At 71.7% G+C, this 17,039-nt stretch carries 16 protein-coding genes; 11 read left to right on the forward strand and 5 right to left on the reverse strand.

The annotated features are described in order from the left end of the window. Positions 1-77: 77 nt before the first annotated feature. The 7 genes from ACQEV2_RS13445 to ACQEV2_RS13475 all read left to right on the forward strand — a co-directional run bounded on the left by ACQEV2_RS13445 (position 78) and on the right by ACQEV2_RS13475 (position 7,326). Entirely contained in the window at positions 78-605 is a 528-nt protein-coding gene (locus ACQEV2_RS13445; RefSeq protein WP_433039726.1) for a hypothetical protein, read from the forward strand. Positions 606-721: 116 nt separating this feature from the next. Continuing rightward, on the forward strand, positions 722-1,405 hold the full coding sequence (locus tag ACQEV2_RS13450; protein ID WP_433039728.1) for a class F sortase: 684 nt from the start codon (positions 722-724) through the stop codon (positions 1,403-1,405). Between the two features lie 271 nt (positions 1,406-1,676). After that, positions 1,677-2,900, forward strand: a complete 1,224-nt coding sequence (locus tag ACQEV2_RS13455; protein ID WP_433039730.1) for an NAD(P)/FAD-dependent oxidoreductase — start codon at positions 1,677-1,679, stop codon at positions 2,898-2,900. Then, on the forward strand, positions 2,900-5,491 hold the full coding sequence (gene nirB / locus ACQEV2_RS13460) for a nitrite reductase large subunit NirB (protein WP_433039732.1): 2,592 nt from the start codon (positions 2,900-2,902) through the stop codon (positions 5,489-5,491). The genes ACQEV2_RS13455 and nirB overlap by 1 nt, the downstream gene beginning before the upstream one ends. Next, entirely contained in the window at positions 5,488-5,838 is a 351-nt protein-coding gene (gene nirD, locus ACQEV2_RS13465) for a nitrite reductase small subunit NirD (RefSeq protein WP_433039734.1), read from the forward strand. The genes nirB and nirD overlap by 4 nt, the downstream gene beginning before the upstream one ends. A gap of 49 nt (positions 5,839-5,887) precedes the next feature. Next, positions 5,888-6,472, forward strand: coding sequence for a TetR/AcrR family transcriptional regulator (locus tag ACQEV2_RS13470; RefSeq protein WP_433039736.1), 585 nt, complete (start codon positions 5,888-5,890; stop codon positions 6,470-6,472). Positions 6,473-6,546: 74 nt separating this feature from the next. Beyond that, positions 6,547-7,326, forward strand: a complete 780-nt coding sequence (locus ACQEV2_RS13475) for an SDR family NAD(P)-dependent oxidoreductase (protein WP_433039738.1) — start codon at positions 6,547-6,549, stop codon at positions 7,324-7,326. 15 nt (positions 7,327-7,341) lie between these two features. Here ACQEV2_RS13475 and ACQEV2_RS13480 read toward each other — a convergent pair whose 3' ends face one another. After that, the gene (locus ACQEV2_RS13480; protein ID WP_433039740.1) at positions 7,342-8,268 is read right to left on the reverse strand and encodes an oxidoreductase; all 927 of its coding nucleotides are present in this window, start codon (positions 8,266-8,268) and stop codon (positions 7,342-7,344) included. A 274-nt stretch (positions 8,269-8,542) separates the two neighbouring features. On the opposite strand from ACQEV2_RS13480, the gene ACQEV2_RS13485 reads away from it, so the two are divergent. After that, positions 8,543-9,877: a S8 family peptidase gene (locus tag ACQEV2_RS13485; RefSeq protein ID WP_433039742.1), complete on the forward strand. Its 1,335-nt coding sequence runs from the start codon at positions 8,543-8,545 to the stop codon at positions 9,875-9,877. Further along, a complete protein-coding gene (locus tag ACQEV2_RS13490; protein WP_433039744.1) occupies positions 9,874-10,122 on the forward strand; it encodes a hypothetical protein in 249 nt (82 codons plus the stop codon). The genes ACQEV2_RS13485 and ACQEV2_RS13490 overlap by 4 nt, the downstream gene beginning before the upstream one ends. Positions 10,123-10,171: 49 nt before the next feature. Here ACQEV2_RS13490 and ACQEV2_RS13495 read toward each other — a convergent pair whose 3' ends face one another. The 4 genes from ACQEV2_RS13495 to ACQEV2_RS13510 all read right to left on the reverse strand — a co-directional run bounded on the left by ACQEV2_RS13495 (position 10,172) and on the right by ACQEV2_RS13510 (position 14,410). Next, positions 10,172-10,642, reverse strand: coding sequence for an excalibur calcium-binding domain-containing protein (locus ACQEV2_RS13495; RefSeq protein WP_433039746.1), 471 nt, complete (start codon positions 10,640-10,642; stop codon positions 10,172-10,174). Positions 10,643-10,727: 85 nt separating this feature from the next. Continuing rightward, positions 10,728-11,885, reverse strand: a complete 1,158-nt coding sequence (locus ACQEV2_RS13500; RefSeq protein ID WP_433039748.1) for an alkaline phosphatase PhoX — start codon at positions 11,883-11,885, stop codon at positions 10,728-10,730. A 228-nt stretch (positions 11,886-12,113) separates the two neighbouring features. Then, positions 12,114-13,598 carry a sensor histidine kinase gene (locus ACQEV2_RS13505; RefSeq protein WP_433039750.1) on the reverse strand — a complete coding sequence of 495 codons (1,485 nt, stop codon included), beginning with the start codon at positions 13,596-13,598 and terminating at the stop codon, positions 12,114-12,116. Continuing rightward, complete coding sequence (locus tag ACQEV2_RS13510; protein ID WP_433039752.1) at positions 13,595-14,410, reverse strand: response regulator transcription factor; 816 nt, start codon at positions 14,408-14,410, stop codon at positions 13,595-13,597. The genes ACQEV2_RS13505 and ACQEV2_RS13510 overlap by 4 nt, the downstream gene beginning before the upstream one ends. Before the next feature lie 189 nt (positions 14,411-14,599). Here ACQEV2_RS13510 and ACQEV2_RS13515 point away from each other — a divergent pair, with 189 nt between their 5' ends. After that, positions 14,600-15,205, forward strand: coding sequence for a carbonic anhydrase (locus ACQEV2_RS13515; RefSeq protein ID WP_433039754.1), 606 nt, complete (start codon positions 14,600-14,602; stop codon positions 15,203-15,205). Beyond that, a complete protein-coding gene (locus ACQEV2_RS13520) occupies positions 15,202-16,959 on the forward strand; it encodes a SulP family inorganic anion transporter (RefSeq protein WP_433039756.1) in 1,758 nt (585 codons plus the stop codon). Before ACQEV2_RS13515 ends, ACQEV2_RS13520 begins: the two co-directional genes overlap by 4 nt. Positions 16,960-17,039 lie beyond the last annotated feature (80 nt).

Consider the following 17,039-nt stretch of genomic DNA (forward strand, 5'->3'; position numbering starts at 1 on the left):
AAGGGCAGGGGCACGACCGAGGCGGCGGCACATGGGGGTGTCGCGGGCCGTGGCCCGTCGAGTGCGGAGGAGCATCGATGCGACGTACCGCCCGTCTGCTGACCGGGACCGCGCTGGCCGTCGGCGCCGCCGGACTCGTCGTCACGCCCGCGTACGGCGGCGACGGTGGTGGTGACCTGGAGGTGTCCCCGTCCTCGGTCGTGCCGGGCGGGGACGTGACGGTGCACACGGCCGCCTGCAAGGACGGCGGTACGGCGGCGGGCGACGCGAGCGCCGTGGGCGCCGGCGATTTCACGCTGGCGCCGGCCGGCGACGAGCAGGACGCGACCGGGCGGTTCCGGGTGCCGCCGAGCGCGCAGCCGGGGACGTACGAGATCGTCGCGACCTGCGCCGAGGGCGGTCGGCGGGTGAGCGGGGACCTAGTGGTCACGCTGACCGCCCCGCGCGAACAGGTGCATCCGAGAGGAAGTGTGAAGACGGGGGTCGGCGGCGCTCTTGGCGGCGGTGACCCCGTGCAGACCGCGGCCGGCGTGGCGGCTCTCGCCGTCGCCGCCGCGGGCGGTACCTGGCTCCTGCATCGCCGGGCGAGAGGCGACGGGATCTGACGGACACCCTCCGCTGTCCGTCCACCGGTACCGCACGTCCCCTCCCCCTCCGGGTCCGACGCCCCTCGCGGCCCGGAGGGGGACCGGGCGGCCGAGGAGAGTCCCAGGAGGCTCCCGTGCGCAGTCACCGCGGCGTCGGCAACGCCGTCATAGCCGCCGTCACCGTCCTCGCCCTCTGCTCCGGCGCCTGGCTGCTGAGCAACGGCGCCGAGACCCACGCCCCACCGCAGCCGTCGGCCGCGCAGGCGGGCCGGGCCGGAAAGCCGAGCGGTTCGCCCGCCGCCCCGAGCTCTCCTCACCCCCCGCGCACTCCCCACTCCCCCCGCTCCCTCACCCCCGCGCTCCCGCCCTCCCCTCCCGACCGCATCCGCATCCCCTCGATCCGCGTCGACGCGCCCCTCATGGGCCTGGGCCTGACGAAGACGGGCAGCCTCGACGTCCCGCCCGCCGAGCGGAAGAACCTCGCCGGCTGGTACGAGGCGGGCACCACGCCCGGTGAGTCGGGCACCGCGATCGTCGCCGGGCATGTCGACAACGCCGACGGGCCCGCCGTCTTCTACCGCCTCGGCGCCCTGAAGAAGGGCAGCACGATCGAGGTGGACCGACGGGACGGCGGGACGGCGCTCTTCTCGGTCGACGCCGTCGAGGTGTACGACGCGAAGGCCTTCCCCGACGAGAAGGTGTACGGCCCGGCTCCGCGCCCCGAGCTGCGGGTGATCACCTGCGGCGGCGGGTACTCACGGACGACCGGGTATCAGGGCAATGTCGTCGTCTTCGCGCACCTCACGGGCAGCCGCTGAAGGTACGGCGAGGCACAGCTCGTACCGAGTCGCGCAGGTCACGCCGAGAAAAGAGATCACCGCCCGTCACCCCGGTCGTAGACGATGGCCGCTGCACGGAACCCCGAGGTCGGGCCGCCCCACCCCGCCCGTCCGGGACCGACCTCACAGCCCGCCCCCGCTGCCCCCTCCGAACCCTCACACCGACTCCCGGCCCCTGCTGAGGGCAGCGTTCCTCGCGGGAAACAGATGTGATGCGGTCGGGTAACACCCACCCCGCACGCTCCTAGGCATGACCTCGAATACGCGTGTGGTGGTGATCGGCGCCGGCCTCGCGGGCGTACGACTCGCCCGGCGGCTCGGCGAGCTCGGCGTGCCCGTGACGCTCGTCGGCGACGAGGAGCACCGCCCGTACAACCGGGTGCTGCTCGCCGAGGTGCTGGCCGGCCGCTACAGCCCCGATGTGATCGCCCTCCCGGCGCCCGCGGAGCTGACGCGTGGCCGGGTCACCGGCATCGACCGCGAGATGCGAGCCGTACATCTCGCGGACGGCACGGAGATCGCATACGACACCCTCGTCCTGGCCACCGGCTCCAACCCGGTGCTCCCGCCGCTGCGCGGCCTGTTCACCCCGGACCATGTGCTGCCGGAGGGCGTCCACGCCTTCCGGACGATGGACGACTGCCTGGGCCTGTCCAAGGCGGTCCGGCCGGGTGTGCGGGCCGTCGTGATCGGCGGCGGGCTCCTCGGGGTCTCCGCGGCCCGCGCGCTCGCGCTGCGCGGCGCGCAGGTCGTGCTCGCCCAGCAGTCCGAGCGGCTGATGGAGCGCCAGCTCGACCCGGCCGCCTCGAAACTGGTCAAGCGTCACCTCACCGATCTCGGCGTCGAGATCCACACCGAGTGCCGGGTACGCGACGTGCGCTGCGTCGGCGGCGCGGTCCGCTCGGTGGAGATGGCCGACGGATACGCGCTCGACGCCGACCTCGTCGTCCTGGCCTGCGGGGTCCACCCGCGTGCGGGCCTCGCGCAGGCGGCGGGGCTGGACGTGGGCAAGGGGATCGTCGTCGACGACGAGCTCCGTACGTCCGACCCGCACATCCGGGCCATCGGCGACTGCGCCCAGCACGACGGCACGGTGTACGGGCTGGCCGCTCCGGCGCTCGAACAGGCCGATGCGCTGGCCGAGCTGCTGGCCGGGAACACGGGCGCCCGCTACACCGGCACCCGTTCCCTGACCCGGCTCACCCTCACCGGGCCGGAATCGCCCCTCGGCTCCTTCGACCTCGCCGCGTTCGGCGAGACGGAGGCCCGGCCCGGCGACGACGTCGTGCAGCTCGCCGACGCCACCCGCGGCACGTACCGCAAGGTCGTCGTCCGCGACGACCGCCTGGTCGGCGGGGTTCTCGTCGGCGAACTCGGCACCGTCGGCGCGCTCGCCCGCGCCTGGGAGGGAGCAGAGCCGCTCCCCGACGACGGCCCTCTGCTCCACCTGCTCACCAACGATGGAGGCTCCTGATGTCCGCGGACACCCCCACGATCGTGCTCGTCGGCCATGGCATGGTCGGCCAGCGCTTCCTCGAAGCGCTCGCCGCGCGCGGCCTGACCGCCACGCACCGCGTGGTCGTGCTCTGTGAGGAGCCGCGTCCCGCGTACGACCGCGTGGCGCTCACCTCGTACTTCTCGGGCAAGACGCCCGAGGACCTGTCGATGACCGACATGGAGTTCATCAAGGACCACGGCATCGAGTTGTACATCGGTGACCCGGCGGTCTCCGTCGACCGCGAGGCGAAGAAGGTCACCGCCAAGTCCGGCGAGGTCTTCGACTACGACACCCTCGTCCTCGCCACCGGCTCGTACCCCTTCGTGCCGCCGGTCCCGAACAAGGACGCCACCGGCTGTTTCGTCTACCGCACGATCGAGGACCTGCTCGCGATCGAGGAGTACGCGAAGACGAAGGCCACGACCGGTGCCGTGGTCGGCGGTGGTCTGCTCGGCCTGGAAGCCGCGGGTGCTCTGAAGGGCCTGGGCGTCGAGTCGCACATCGTGGAGTTCGCGCCGCGGCTGATGCCGGTGCAGGTCGACGAGGGCGGCGGCGCCGCGCTGCTGCGCACCATCGAGAACATGGGCCTGACGGTCCACACCGGTGTGGGCACGCAGGAGATCGTGACGGACGCCGACGGTGTCGTCACCGGTATGAAGCTGTCCGACGGTTCCGAGCTCGCCACCGACATGGTGATCTTCTCCGCCGGTGTCCGCCCCCGCGACCAGCTGGCCCGCGACTGCGGCCTGACGGTCGGCGAGCGCGGCGGCATCACGGTCGACGAGCAGTGCCGTACGGTCTCCGACCCGCACGTGTTCGCGATCGGCGAGTGCGCGCTTGCGGCGGACGGCCGGGTGTACGGCCTGGTGGCCCCCGGTTACGAGCAGGCCGAGACGGCCGCGGCGACCATCGCCGCCGACGAGGAGGCCGCCTTCACCGGCGCCGACCTGTCCACCAAGCTGAAGCTGCTCGGCGTGGACGTGGCGTCCTTCGGTGACGCGCACGGCACCACCGAGGACTGCCTGGACGTCGTCTACTCCGACTCCCGTGCGGGCCTGTACAAGAAGCTGGTCATCGGCCGCGACGGCACGCTGCTCGGCGGCATCCTGGTCGGCGACGCGGAGGCGTACGGCACGCTGAAGGCCTTCACCGGCTCGGTCCCGCCGGTCTCGCCCGAGTCGCTGGTGCTGCCCGCCGGCGCCGGGGAGTCGGCCCAGCTCGGCCCGACCGCGCTGCCGGACGACGCGATCATCTGCTCCTGCAACAACGTCACCAAGGGCACGATCCGCGGCGCGGTCACCGACCATCAGTGCACCACCGTGCCCGAGGTGAAGAAGTGCACCAAGGCCGGTACGACCTGCGGCAGCTGCGTCAAGGTGCTCGGCCAGCTGGTCAACGCCGAGCTGGAGGCGTCCGGCGTCGAGGTCGACAAGGGCCTGTGCGGCTGCTTCTCGCAGACCCGCGAGGAGCTGTACGAGATTGTCCTCGCCCTGCGCATCAACACCTACCAGGACCTGCTCGACCGCTACGGCCGGGAGAACGCCCGCGGCACCGACGGCTGCGAGATCTGCAAGCCGGCGGTCGGCTCGATCATCGCCTCCCTCGCCCCGACGATCGGCGCGAGCGGCTACGTCCTGGACGGTGAGCAGGCGGCCCTGCAGGACTCCAACGACCACTTCCTCGCCAACATCCAGAAGAACGGCTCGTACTCGATCGTGCCGCGCATCCCCGGCGGCGAGATCACCCCCGAGAAGCTCATCGTGATCGGCGAGGTCGCCCGCGACTTCGGCCTCTACACGAAGATCACGGGTGGACAGCGCATCGACCTCTTCGGTGCGCGCGTCGAGCAACTGCCGCTGATCTGGGCCCGGTTGGTGGACGCGGGCTTCGAGTCCGGGCACGCCTACGGCAAGGCGCTGCGCACGGTGAAGTCCTGTGTGGGCTCCACCTGGTGCCGCTACGGCGTGCAGGACTCCGTCCGCATGGCGATCGACCTGGAGCTGCGCTACCGCGGCCTGCGCTCCCCGCACAAGCTGAAGTCGGCGGTGTCCGGCTGCCAGCGCGAGTGCGCGGAGGCCCAGTCGAAGGACTTCGGCGTCATCGCCACCGCCAACGGCTGGAACTTGTACGTAGGCGGCAACGGCGGCGCGACCCCGCGCCACGCGGACCTGCTCGCGCAGGACCTGTCCGACGCCGAGCTGATCCGCCTGATCGACCGCTTCCTGATGTTCTACATCCGTACGGCGGACCGCCTGGAGCGCACGTCGACCTGGCTGGAGCGGATCCCCGGCGGCCTGGACCACGTGCGCGACGTGGTCGTCGAGGACTCCCTCGGCATCTGCGAGGAGCTGGAGTCGCTGATGGCGGCCCATGTCGCGAACTACCGCGACGAGTGGGCGGAGACCATCAACGACCCCGAGAAGCTGGCCCGCTTCGTCTCCTTCATCAACGCCCCCGACACGCCCGACCCGGTCGTCGGCTTCGTCCCCGAGCGCGACCAGATCAAGCCCGACCTGCCGCTGCTGACCATCGGCCACCGTCCCCTGGAAGGAAGCGCCCAGCGATGACCCTGGCACCCGAGACAACCGACCTGAAGGTCCAAGTACGCCTGGACGAGGACTGGTTGACGGTCTGCGATCTGACCCGGCTGCTCCCCGGCCGCGGTGTGGCGGCCCTGCTGCCGAACGGCGACCAGGTGGCCCTGTTCCGCGACCGCGCCGGACAGCTGTACGCCATCGACAACCGCGACCCGTTCAGCGGGGCGGCGGTCCTCTCCCGCGGCCTGACCGGCACGCACCAGGGCCGCCCGTTCGTGGCCTCGCCGCTGCTGAAGCAGCGGTTCGACCTGGAGACCGGGCAGTGCCTGGACGATGAGGCGGTGCGGATCGCGACGTACGAGGTACGGGCGTCGTAGCACCGAACTTTCTTGACCGATCGTTCTGATCGAACCTAGGCTGGCCCGCGTGGCCAGGACCAAGGAGTTCGATCCCGAGGCCGCGCTCCAGGCAGCCCTTGAGCTGTTCTGGCGGCGCGGCTACGAGGCGACGTCGATGTCCGACCTCGTCGAGCACCTCGGCATCGGACGCGCGAGCCTCTATGCGACCTTCGGCAGCAAGCACGAGCTGTACCTGAAGGCGCTGGAGCGCTACGACCGGGCCGGGCTCCCGCCGATCGTGCGGGAGCTGTCCCAGCCGGGGCCCGCGCTGCCGGCCGTACGATCCGTCGTCCGGCGGTACGCGACCGAGGCCGCCGACGACCGACTGCGCCTCAACGGCTGCCTGGTCACCAACACGGCGGCGGAACTCGCCCCGCACGACCCGGCCGCCGCACGGCAGGTGGAGCGCAACTGGGACCAGCTGGAGACCGTGCTGCACTCGGCACTGGTCCGCGCCCAGGCCCAGGGCGAACTGCCCGCCGACCGCGACCCGCTCACCCTCGCCCGCATGCTGCTGGTGCTGCTGCAGGGCCTCCGGGTCGTGGGCAAGGCGTCGCCGGACCCGGCACGGGTGCGGGACGCGGCGGAACAGGCATTGGCGCTGCTCGACTGAAACGCCGCCCTTCGTTTCGAGGGGCTTTTTTCAGGCCTTCATAATGAACCGATCGGTCAAGAAAAGGGGAGATCATGACCACCGCCACCACACGCACCCGCTTCACCGCCAGGACCGCCCTCGTCACCGGCGCCGGCTCCGGCATCGGCCGGACCATCGCGCTCGCGCTCGCCGCCGAGGGCGCGAACGTCGTCGTGGCCGGCCGCAGGCGGAACGCGCTGGACGAGACGGTGACGCTGATCGAGGCGGCCGGAGGGAAGGCTCTGGCGGTCACGGCGGACGTCTCCGCGGCGGCCGACGTCCAGGCGGCCGTGGACGCGACGGTCGACCACTTCGGCTCCTTGGACGTGGCCGTGAACAACGCGGGCGTCTTCCGCGGCGGCGCGCCGCTGGCCGACCTCCCCGAGGAGGACTGGCACACCCAGCTCGCCATCAACGTCACGGGCGTCTTCCTGGCCCTCCAGGCCGAGATCCGGCAGATGCGCACCCAGCCGGCCGGCGGAGCGATCGTCAACATCGCCTCCACCTTCGGCGTCCACGCCCGCCACCCCGGCGCCGCCGCCTACGCCGCCACCAAGGCCGCCGTCTCCGTCCTCACCAGGGGCGCCGCCCTCGACCACATCGGCGACGGCATCCGCATCAACGCCGTCAGCCCCGGCGCCGTGGACACACCGATGTCCCTGCGCCCGGGCGAGCAGGACGCGGACCGCGCCGAACGCGCCCGGGCCACCCTGCCCCTCGGCCGTATCTCGACCACGCAGGAGGTGGCCGCGGCGGTGCTCTACCTGGCCTCGGACGACGCCACGTCGGTGGTGGGCACCGACCTGGTGGTGGACAGCGGGGCGACGGCCTGAGCGCACACCCGCCGCTCACGCCTTGAGCAGGTCGTACGTCACCCCGGTCAGCCGCTCCGACTCCTCCCAAAGGCGCTCGCCCGCCCGGTCGTCGATCGTCCACGGTGCCCGCCAGGACGGGGCGGGTGAGCCGCGCCAGCCGGCGAAGGACGGGCCGGTGAAGGAGTCGGGACGGACGCCGGGGGCGGTGGCGGCGTACAGGATGGGCAGGGCGCCGGCCTCGGCGGACTGGGCGAAGACGCGGTTGCCGACCCGCATGAACCACTCACCGACCCGGCGACCCGACATGCGCGGCCCCGCCGTCTGCAGGTTGGTGGCCGCGTACCCGGGGTGCGCCGCGGCGGCCACCACCCCCGAGCCCCGGGCCGCCAGCCTGCGTGCGAGCTCGTGTGTGAAGAGCAGGTTGGCGGTCTTGGACCGGGCGTAGGCGATCCAACGCCGGTACCGCCGCTCACTGTTCAGCTCACCGATGTCGATGTTGGCCACCGCGTGCATCGGACTGGACACGGTCACCACCCGCGCGCCCGGCGTCCCGAGCAGCGCGGGCAGCAGCAGACCGGTGAGCGCGAAGTGCCCGAGGTGGTTGACGCCGAACTGCGTCTCGAAGCCGTCCACCGTCGTGCCGTACGGCAACGCCATCACCCCGGCGTTGTTCACGAGCAGGTCGAGACGTTCGTACGGGAACGTCGCGGCGAAGTCCCGTACGGAGCCGAGGTCTCCGAGGTCCAACAGCCTCAACTCGACCTGCGCCTGCCGCACTTCGGAGCCCAGCCGCTCGACGGCCGCCGCACCCCGCGCCTCACTCCGGCACGCGAGCACCACCCGGGCACCCTTCCTCGCCAGCTCCCGCGCCGTGACGTACCCGAGCCCACTGTTGGCCCCGGTGACGACGGCGACGCGGCCGCTCTGGTCGGGGATGTCGTGCGCGTTCCAGCCGGGCATGACGAGCTCCTTCCGGTGGCGAGTCCAGACCCCCGCCCGACGAGCCTCCCACGGCCATCGATGGGCCCATTTAGTTCTGTTGCGTACCACCATGTCCGATGCGACCGTATTCGAGGGGGTTACGCCGAGGCCTCGGTGAGGGACGTCCTTGCAGGTCACGGCGTTACACGTCGATCCACCACCGCATCACGCCCACCATCCTCGGCGCTTGCCGCGCTGTCGATCGGCGTGCGTCCTCGTACGGGGGGGGAAGCACACAGAAAGCGGGAATTCAATGGCGAACGACCCCATGGACAGGAACGCCTTCGGCGGGCAGCCCGATCGCCCCAATGGCCACGTCCCGGGCCACGGCAGCGAGTACACCGGCCGGTATGTGGTCCTGCTCGACCCGAACAATCAGGAGAGCGGGCTGAACGCGCTGCGTTCCTCCGTCGGCATAGCGTCCGTCGAACGTGTCCGGGGATCCGAGCCCGGGAACGTCGCCGAGCTCCTCGAGCGCCCTGACGTCTCGGTACTCTTCGAGGACCTCGGCGCCGCCGTCGTCGAGGTACGGCCCGAGCAACGCCACGCGCTGGTGACCGCTGCCGAGGCGGAGCCCTCGATCATCGCGGCGGAGCCGGAGCGCCTGGTGCGCGCGTTCCCGATCACCGCCCCGACGCAGGCGCCGACCGAGTTCTTCCCGGCCTTCCGCAGCGACGAGGACGTGGTCGCCCGCCACACCAGGGCCGAGATCGCCGCTGCCCATGGCCCGGGCTGGGACGAGCAGAAGCAGACCTGGGGCCTGCAGGCCATCCGGGCCCACCTGTCGAGCCTGACCGGACGCGATGTCAAGATCGCCGTCCTCGACACCGGTGTGGACACCGACCACCCGGACTTCGCAGGCCGCATCGAGGCGAAGGCCTCCTTCATCCCCGGTGAGACCGTCGAGGACGGCAATGGCCACGGCACGCACTGCATCGGCACCGCCGCCGGCCCGGCCAACCCCCAGCAGGGCCCCCGCTACGGCGTGGCCCCCGAGGCCCGGATCCTCGCGGCGAAGGTGCTCGACAACGCGGGCTTCGGCACCGACGGCCAGATCCTCGCGGGCATGGCCTGGGCCGTCGCCCGTGGCGCACGGGTGATCTCCATGTCGCTCGGCTGGCCGGTCCAGACGGGCGAGCTCTTCCCGCAGACCTACGAGGAACTGGCCAAGCGCGCGCTCGAGCGCGGGACGGTGATCGTCGCCGCCGCGGGCAACGAGAGCAACCGGCCCTCGGACATCCAGCCCGTGGCCCGGCCCGCCAACTGTCCCTCCATCCTCGCGGTGGCCGCGCTCGACAAGGCCCTCACGACGCCCTACTTCTCCAACGGCGGCATCAACGGTGAGGGCGGCGAGATCAACATCGCCGCCCCTGGCAGGCATGTGCGCTCGGCCGCCCCTGGTGGCGGGTACACGCCCAAGAGCGGCACCAGCATGGCCACCCCGCACGTCGCGGGTGTCCTCGCGCTGCTCGCCGAGGCGAACCCCCAGGCCTCCGCGGCCGACCTCAAGGGCATGCTGCTGGCTGGTGCGTACCCGCTGATGCAGCCCGTCCGTGACGTCGGCTCGGGCCTGCTCCAGGCCCCGTGACCGAGCCGTCCCGGCCTGCGCCGGTCGGGGTCATCCTCGCGGTCGACCCCGACCGGTTCGCGGAAGTGGCGGACGCCCTGCGGCGGGCGGGCCTGACGGTCACGGGTGAGCAGCCGGTGCTCGGCACGCTCTCCGGCACCGTGGCCGGGGACCGGATACCGGCCCTTCAGGCGGTCGACGGCGTCGTATCCGTCGATCTGGAGCGGATCGTCCAGCTACCGCCGCCCGACTCCCCGATCCAGTGAGACCGAGACGGCTGCCCCGGATCCTCGGACCGGGGCAGCCGTCCGCCCGTCAACTGTCGCAGCCCACCCCGTCGTTGTCGCGGTCCAGGTGGGAGGCGTACCCGGGCTCGCCCCGGTGGATGGGGGCGGCCCCGGCGGCGCGGGCCTCGCTGCAGTTGGCGTAGTAGACGTCGCCGCCGGAGGAGTCGCCGTCGTCGTCGGAGGCGGCGCCCCCGCCGGCCGCGGGCGTCGCCGTGACCGTCCTGGTGACCTTGACCGTCTTCGTGGCGGTCACCGTCGGCGCCGGTTCGGGTTCCTCCGCCGGGGCCGTCATGGTGGCCGTGACGGTGACCGTGGGTCGCGGTGAGGCCGCCGTCGGCTTCGCGTCGGAGGTCTTGGAGTCCTCTCCGGAGGCGCCCGCGCCGATGCCCAGGAAGAAGGCCAGCCCGAGGGCGGGGAGTACGTAGCGCTTCCGTGCCCATGCAGGGGCCGGTCGGAAGGGTGGTTGCGGCATGGGTGGTGCGGTGTACGGATTGGTCATGTCATCCCCCCACTGGTGATACGTGAGGGGATGACCGTAAGACCCGGTGACCGGTTGTGGAGGAGGTGTGTCTATTTCGTGACCGTTACGAGCGGAAGGGGCCCGTCACCTCATAGGTGATGCCGCCCGACGAGCTCCCCGTCGTCCCCCGCTGGCTCGAGAAGTACAGGCGCCTTCCGTCCGGCGAGAACGCCGGCCCGGTGATCTCCGAGCTCGACTGGCCGTCGATCCGCAGGAACGACGCGACGACGTCGTCCGGGGTGATCACGCAGATCTCCATGTTGCCGCCGTCCTCGGCGACGAAGAGGTCGCCGGAGGAGGAGCCGGTGATGTTGTCGACGCCGGTGAGGGGGGCCGTGCCGTTGACGAGGGAGTCGTCGTACGCCAACTCGTAGGTGTTGTTGGTGAGGTTGAGCTGCCAGACGCGGTTGTCGCCCTTGGTCGTGAACCAGACCGTGTCGTTGGCGTAGTGGCAGCCCTCGCCGCCGTTGAAGGACTTGGAGCCCGAGACCTGGGAGCGGGTGGCCGTCGGGGAGCCGTCCGGGTCGGGGACGTTCGCCCAGGTGAAGGAGCCGCTCGTGCCGCTGCCCGCGACCATGACCTGGAGGGTGCCGGAGGACAGGTTGCCCCAGGTCGTCGGGACGAAGCGGTAGAAGCGGCCGTTCGTCTCGTCCTCGGTCAGGTAGATCACCTTGCGCACCGGGTCGGCGGCGGCCGCCTCGTGCTTGAAGCGGCCCATCGCGTCCCGGCGGGTCGCCGCGTTGGTGCCCCAGGGGTCGGTCTCGTAGACGTAGCCGAGGGACACCTCCTCGCAGGACAGCCAGGTGTTCCACGGCGTCTTGCCGCCCGCGCAGTTCTGCCGGGTGTTGGACAGGATCCGGTACGCGCCCGTGATCGCGCCCGTCGACGAGAACTTGACCGCGCTCGCGCCGCCGGAGGGGTTGATCTCGGAGTTGGAGACGTAGATCCAGCCCGTGCCGTCGGCGTAACAGGCGCCGCCGTCGGGGGCGTTGTGCCAGGTGTACGACGTTCCGGAGACCGTCTGGCCGGAGCGGGCGATGACGCGGCTGGTGAAGCCGCTGGGGAGTCTGATGCCGTTGGCGTCGGGGGAGCCCAGCGGCCCGTAGGGGCCGGGGCCGGGCTGGGCGGGCGCGGCGTACGCGGCGCCGCGCCACAGGGTTCCGCCGAACACGGCGGCCGAGCCGCCGAGGACGGCCGCACGCAGGAGGTTACGACGTTCCACTCTCACTCCAAGAGGTGCCGTACCGCCCCGCCACCGGTCGGCGACGGGGTCGTGCGTGGGGGGCGGCATGGAACCTAGGGGCGCATGGTGGACGGACCGTAGCCAACGCATGACCGTCGGACGGCGTACCTGGGTTCTGCCTGTGCACTCCCCATGAGCGCTCATGTGAGTGCTACCCGCGTGCGCACCCCGGAGTGCCACCGCCCGTGTGCGCCCCCTCGCGTGCGCTCACGCGCGCAACGCCGGCACCCCCCGCTTCCGCTGCCCGCCCCGGTCCGGACCCGGCCCGTGCCCCTCGCGCGGCGCCTCCGCCGACGGCAACCGGATCACCGCGTCCAGCCCGCCCGCGGCCGCCGCATGCAGGCTCGCCTCGCCGCCGCTGGCGTGCGCGAGCCGCTGGACCAGCGACAGGCCCAGCCCCGTACCGCCCTTGGGGGCGCCCGGCGCGCGCCAGAAGCGGTCGAAGGCGCGGGCCCGCTGCTCCGGGGTCATACCGGGACCCTCGTCGGTGATGTGCAGGTCGACCCAGGCGGGGCGGGCGTCGCGCAGGGCGCGGCGGGCCGGCACGTGCAGCCGTAGCTCCATGGTCACGGTGGAGCCGGGCGGCGAGGCGCGCAGGGCGTTGGACAACAGGTTGTCCACGATCTGCTCGACCCCGCCCGGCACCGCCAGCACCGGGCCCACGCTGCCGGCGAAGAGCACGAGGGAGACCCGCTGCTTCTCGAAGAGCGGCTGCCAGGTGCGGTGCCTCTCCGCACAGACCGCGCCCACGTCGACCGGGCCCGGCGTCGCGGCGCTCTCCTCCAGGCGGGCCATCGCCAGCAGGCCCTCCACCATCCGTGAGAGCCGGTCCGTCTCGGTCACCGCGGCGGCCAGACTGCCCCGGCCGCGCACGGCGACGTTGGGCTCCAGGTTCTCCAGCCGCAGCCGCAGCGCCGCGAGCGGCGTCTTGAGCTGATGGGACGCCTCGCCGGCGAACGCGTGCTGGGCGGCGAGGAGATGGGCCAGCCGGGCGGCCGTACGGTTGAACGCGGCGGCGAGACGGCGCACTTCGGGCGGCCCCTTCGTGATCGTCACCGGCGCGGGCAGACCGCCGTCCGCCAACGCGTCGGTGGCCTGCTCCAGTTCGCGGATGGGCCGGCCGGTCCAGCGGGCGATGGCGAAACCGAGCCCGGCGACCGCGGTCAGGACCCCGAGCCCGCCGAGGCCGAGCAACAGCCAGACGTGATGGACGCGTTCGTGCACGGTCCGGGTCGGCAGGGTCAGCCACACGGCACCCTGCAACCCCGAGGTGTGCCGGATGGGCGCGGCGACCGACAGGTACTCCACCCCACCGATGGTCGACGTACGGACATCCACCGTGGCGGTGCCGCGCAGGGCCGCCGCGATTCCGGGCCGGGAGGCGAGGTCGGCCGACATGACGGCGGCCAGCGGATGCGAGGTGGCGAGCAGGGCGCCCGAGGCGTCCACGACCACCACCTTCCCGCCGATCCGCTCCGCGCAGTGGGCCACCCGGCGCGGCAGGTCACGCTCGGCCCGCCCGGTGCTCAGGGACAACGAGGCGTACGCGGACACCGACTCCGCCTCGCCCTTCGCCGCGTTGACCACCCGCTCCCGCTCACTGCGCGAGTAGACGAAGCCCAGCGGGATCTCCAGGCAGAGCAGTACGAGCGCGGCGAGGCTGAGGTAGCTGAGCAGCAGTCGGCGGGTCACGGCGAGGACACCTGCTGCCCGCCCGGCTCGGTCTGCACCGCCAGCCGGAAGCCGACGCCGCGCAGCGTCTGGATCCACGCCGGGTCGCCCAACTTCCGTCGCAGCGAGGCGACATGGACGTCCAGCGTCTTGGTCGGGCCCTCGTAGTGCGGATCCCATACCCGGTCCAGGATCTGCTGCCGGGAGTAGACCGCGCCCGGATCCTCCGTCAGCAGCGCCAGCAGCTCGAACTCCTTGGGGGTGAGGGTGACGGGCACCTCGCCGACCCAGACCTGGCGGGTGCGACGGTCGACGACCAGAGGGCCGGGTGCGTACGTGGGGTGCGGCCCGGTGTCCTCGTACGACGGGGGCGGCGGGGCGTCGTACGACAGCGGGGGTGTCGGTTCGTACGACAGTGGGGACGTCGTGTCGTACCCGGCCGTGACCGGCGCCTCCGCGCCGCCCGCCGCCTCCGTCCGCTGGGACCGCCGGGTCACCGCACGCACCCGTGCCACCAGCTCCCGCACACTGAACGGCTTGGCCAGATAGTCGTCCGCCCCGAGCTCCAGCCCCAGCACCCGGTCGGCCTCCTCACCCCGCGCACTCAGGATGATGACCGGCACGTCCGAGAACTGCCGGATACCGCGGCAGACGTCGATGCCGTCCATGTCCGGCAGCCCGAGGTCGAGCAGGACGACATCGCCGTACGGCCTCCTCAAGCCCTCGGCACCGGTGGTGACGTGATCCACCGTCAGTCCGAAATGCCCCAGCCCCTCGATGAGCGGTTCGGCGATCGTCTCGTCGTCCTCGATGAGCAGCACTTGTATGCCCATGGGTCCTGTCTCTCGAATTGACATTCTCTGCCCTGAAGTCGACACGCTACAGGGAACAAGCGCTTGCGTGGCCGCACGACAAAGAATGTCCAATTCCTGGGCGAGCTCTGGCTTTCGCTTAACCTTCGTCTGGGGTGACCCCCTCTACGGTGTGATGACCTGGCCGAACTCCCCACCGCGGAGGCACCGTTGAAGGCATTGCTGGACCGCGCCCGCTCGTTCAAACGGCGGGTTGATTTCGAGAGCGATGAATACCGGAAACTGGCCGAAGGACAATATCCCGAGGCACTCTTCATTACCTGCTCGGACTCGCGGGTCATCCCCGCCCTGATTACCGGCGCACGACCCGGAGAGATATTCGAGCTGCGCAACGCGGGCAATATCGTGCCGCCGTACGGCAGCCCCGGCGCGTCGGGGGAGGCCGCCACCATCGAGTACGCACTGGAGGTGCTCGGGGTTCAGGACATCGTCGTGTGCGGTCACTCACACTGCGGCGCGATGGGCGCGCTGAAGTCCGGAGACGACCTCACCGCCCTGCCGGGTGTGGACGCCTGGCTGCAGCTCGCCCGCCCCGAACTGGCACCGGTCCTCACGACCGCCTCCGACGACCCGTCACTGCCGGACGTGGCGCAGGGCAACATCGTCAACCAGCTTGCCGTATTGCGGACTTACCCCGTGGTGCGGCAGCGGCTGGACGCCGGGCGGCTGCGGCTGCACGGCTGGTACTACGAGGTCGACACCGGGCAGGTGCACGAGCTGGAGGGCGACGGTCTGTTCCGGGTGCATAGCGGATGAGCGGGGCGCATGCGCGCGGGCGTACACGCGCCGCGAAGGGTTCGGGTACGTCGGGTTCGAGTACGTCGGGTTCGAGTACGTCAGGTTCCAGTACGTCGGTGAAGGCCGCCCCGGCACCAAGGGCCGCCGGCGCGAAGCCCGACCTCGCCACCGAGATCACCGCGTCCCTGGTCGTCTTCCTGGTCGCCCTGCCCCTGTGCATCGGCGTCGCCGTCGCCTCCGGGGTCCCCGCCGAGCTCGGGATCATCTCGGGCGTGATCGGCGGACTGGTCGTCGGGGCGGTCCGCGGCAGCACGCTCCAGGTCAGCGGGCCGGCCGCCGGACTCGCCGCGCTCGTCGCGGAGACGGTGCTGGAGCACGGCCTGGCGATGCTCGGCGTGATCGTGCTGTTCTCGGGCATCCTGCAGATCATCCTCGGCGTCGTACGCCTGGGCCGGATGTTCCAGGCGATCTCCATCGCGGTCGTCCAGGGCATGCTGGCCGGCATCGGGCTGCCGCTGATGTTCAGCCAGGCGTACCCGATGGCCGACGCAAAGGCCCCTGGCACCCCGATCGAGAACATGGCAGGCATCCCGGCCCTGTTCGCCGACATCCTGACCAACCCCCAGGCGATGATCGCCACGCTGCTCGGCGTCGCCACGATCGTGCTGAGCTTCGTGTGGAAGAAGGTGCCGGGCCCGGCGAAGAGGATCCCGGCCGCGCTGGTCGCGGTCGGCATCGGCATCGCGGTCGCCGCGCTGCCCGGCGTGGACGTGAAGACGCTCCAGGTCGGCAATCTGCTGGCGTCGGTACGGATGCCGGGAGCCGAGCAGTTCGCGGGTCTGGCAGACACCGCGGTCATCACCTCGATCCTCACCTTCACGGTCATCGCCTCCGCGGAGAGCCTGTTCACCGCGGCCGCCGTGGACCGTATGCACAGCGGTCCCCGCACCCGCTACAACACCGAACTCATCGCCCAGGGCGCCGGCAACACGGTCGCGGGCATCCTCGGCGCCCTCCCCATCACGGCGGTCGTCGCCCGTAGCTCGGCGAACGTCCAGGCCGGCGCGAAGACCCGTATCTCCCGCACCCTGCACGGCCTGTGGCTGCTGGCCTTCGCGCTGCTGCTGCCGCAGGTCCTGGCCCTGATCCCGATCTCGGTACTGGCCGGCGTCCTGGTCCACAGCGGCTGGAAGCTGTTCGCGCCGGAGGAGTTCCCGAAGATGTGGCGGCAGGACCGGGGCGAGTTCATGGTGATGGCGGTGACCACGCTGGTCATCGTGGCGACCGCACTGCTGGAGGGCGTCCTGATCGGCCTGGCGGCCGGGATCGTCCTCGCGGCCCTGCGCATGTCCCAGACGGTGATCCGGCAGCACATCGACGACGACACCGCGAAGGTCGTCATGGCCGGCAACGCGACCTTCCTACGGCTCCCGCAGGTCATCGAGGCCCTGGAGTCCGCCGCCGCCTCGGGCAAGCCCCGCATCCGCCTGGACCTGACCGGCGTGACCCATCTGGACCACGCGTGCCGGAACCAGGTGGAGGAATTCACGGCGCAGCAGCGGGGGTTGGGGCTGCGGGTGGAGCTGCTGATGCCGGGGCCGGCGAAGACGGAGATCCCTGTCGTCACGGCACCCGAGCCCCCGCCGGCGCCTACGTCGCCTCAGCCCCCACCGTCGGCCCCCGGCCCGGACGCCGAGTGGTTCTACCTGGACACGCGGCCCTTGCCCGGCGGTTACGACGAGTACGCCCAGCGCCCACCGCTGGTCGGCTGAACGGTACGGGACCGGAAGGGCAAGCTCCACACGGAGAGCTACCTTCCGGTCACGTCACGTTCGTATCACAGGCCCTTCAT

Source organism: Streptomyces sp. CA-251387 (assembly GCF_050936625.1).
Taxonomy (GTDB): Bacteria; Actinomycetota; Actinomycetes; order Streptomycetales; family Streptomycetaceae; genus Streptomyces.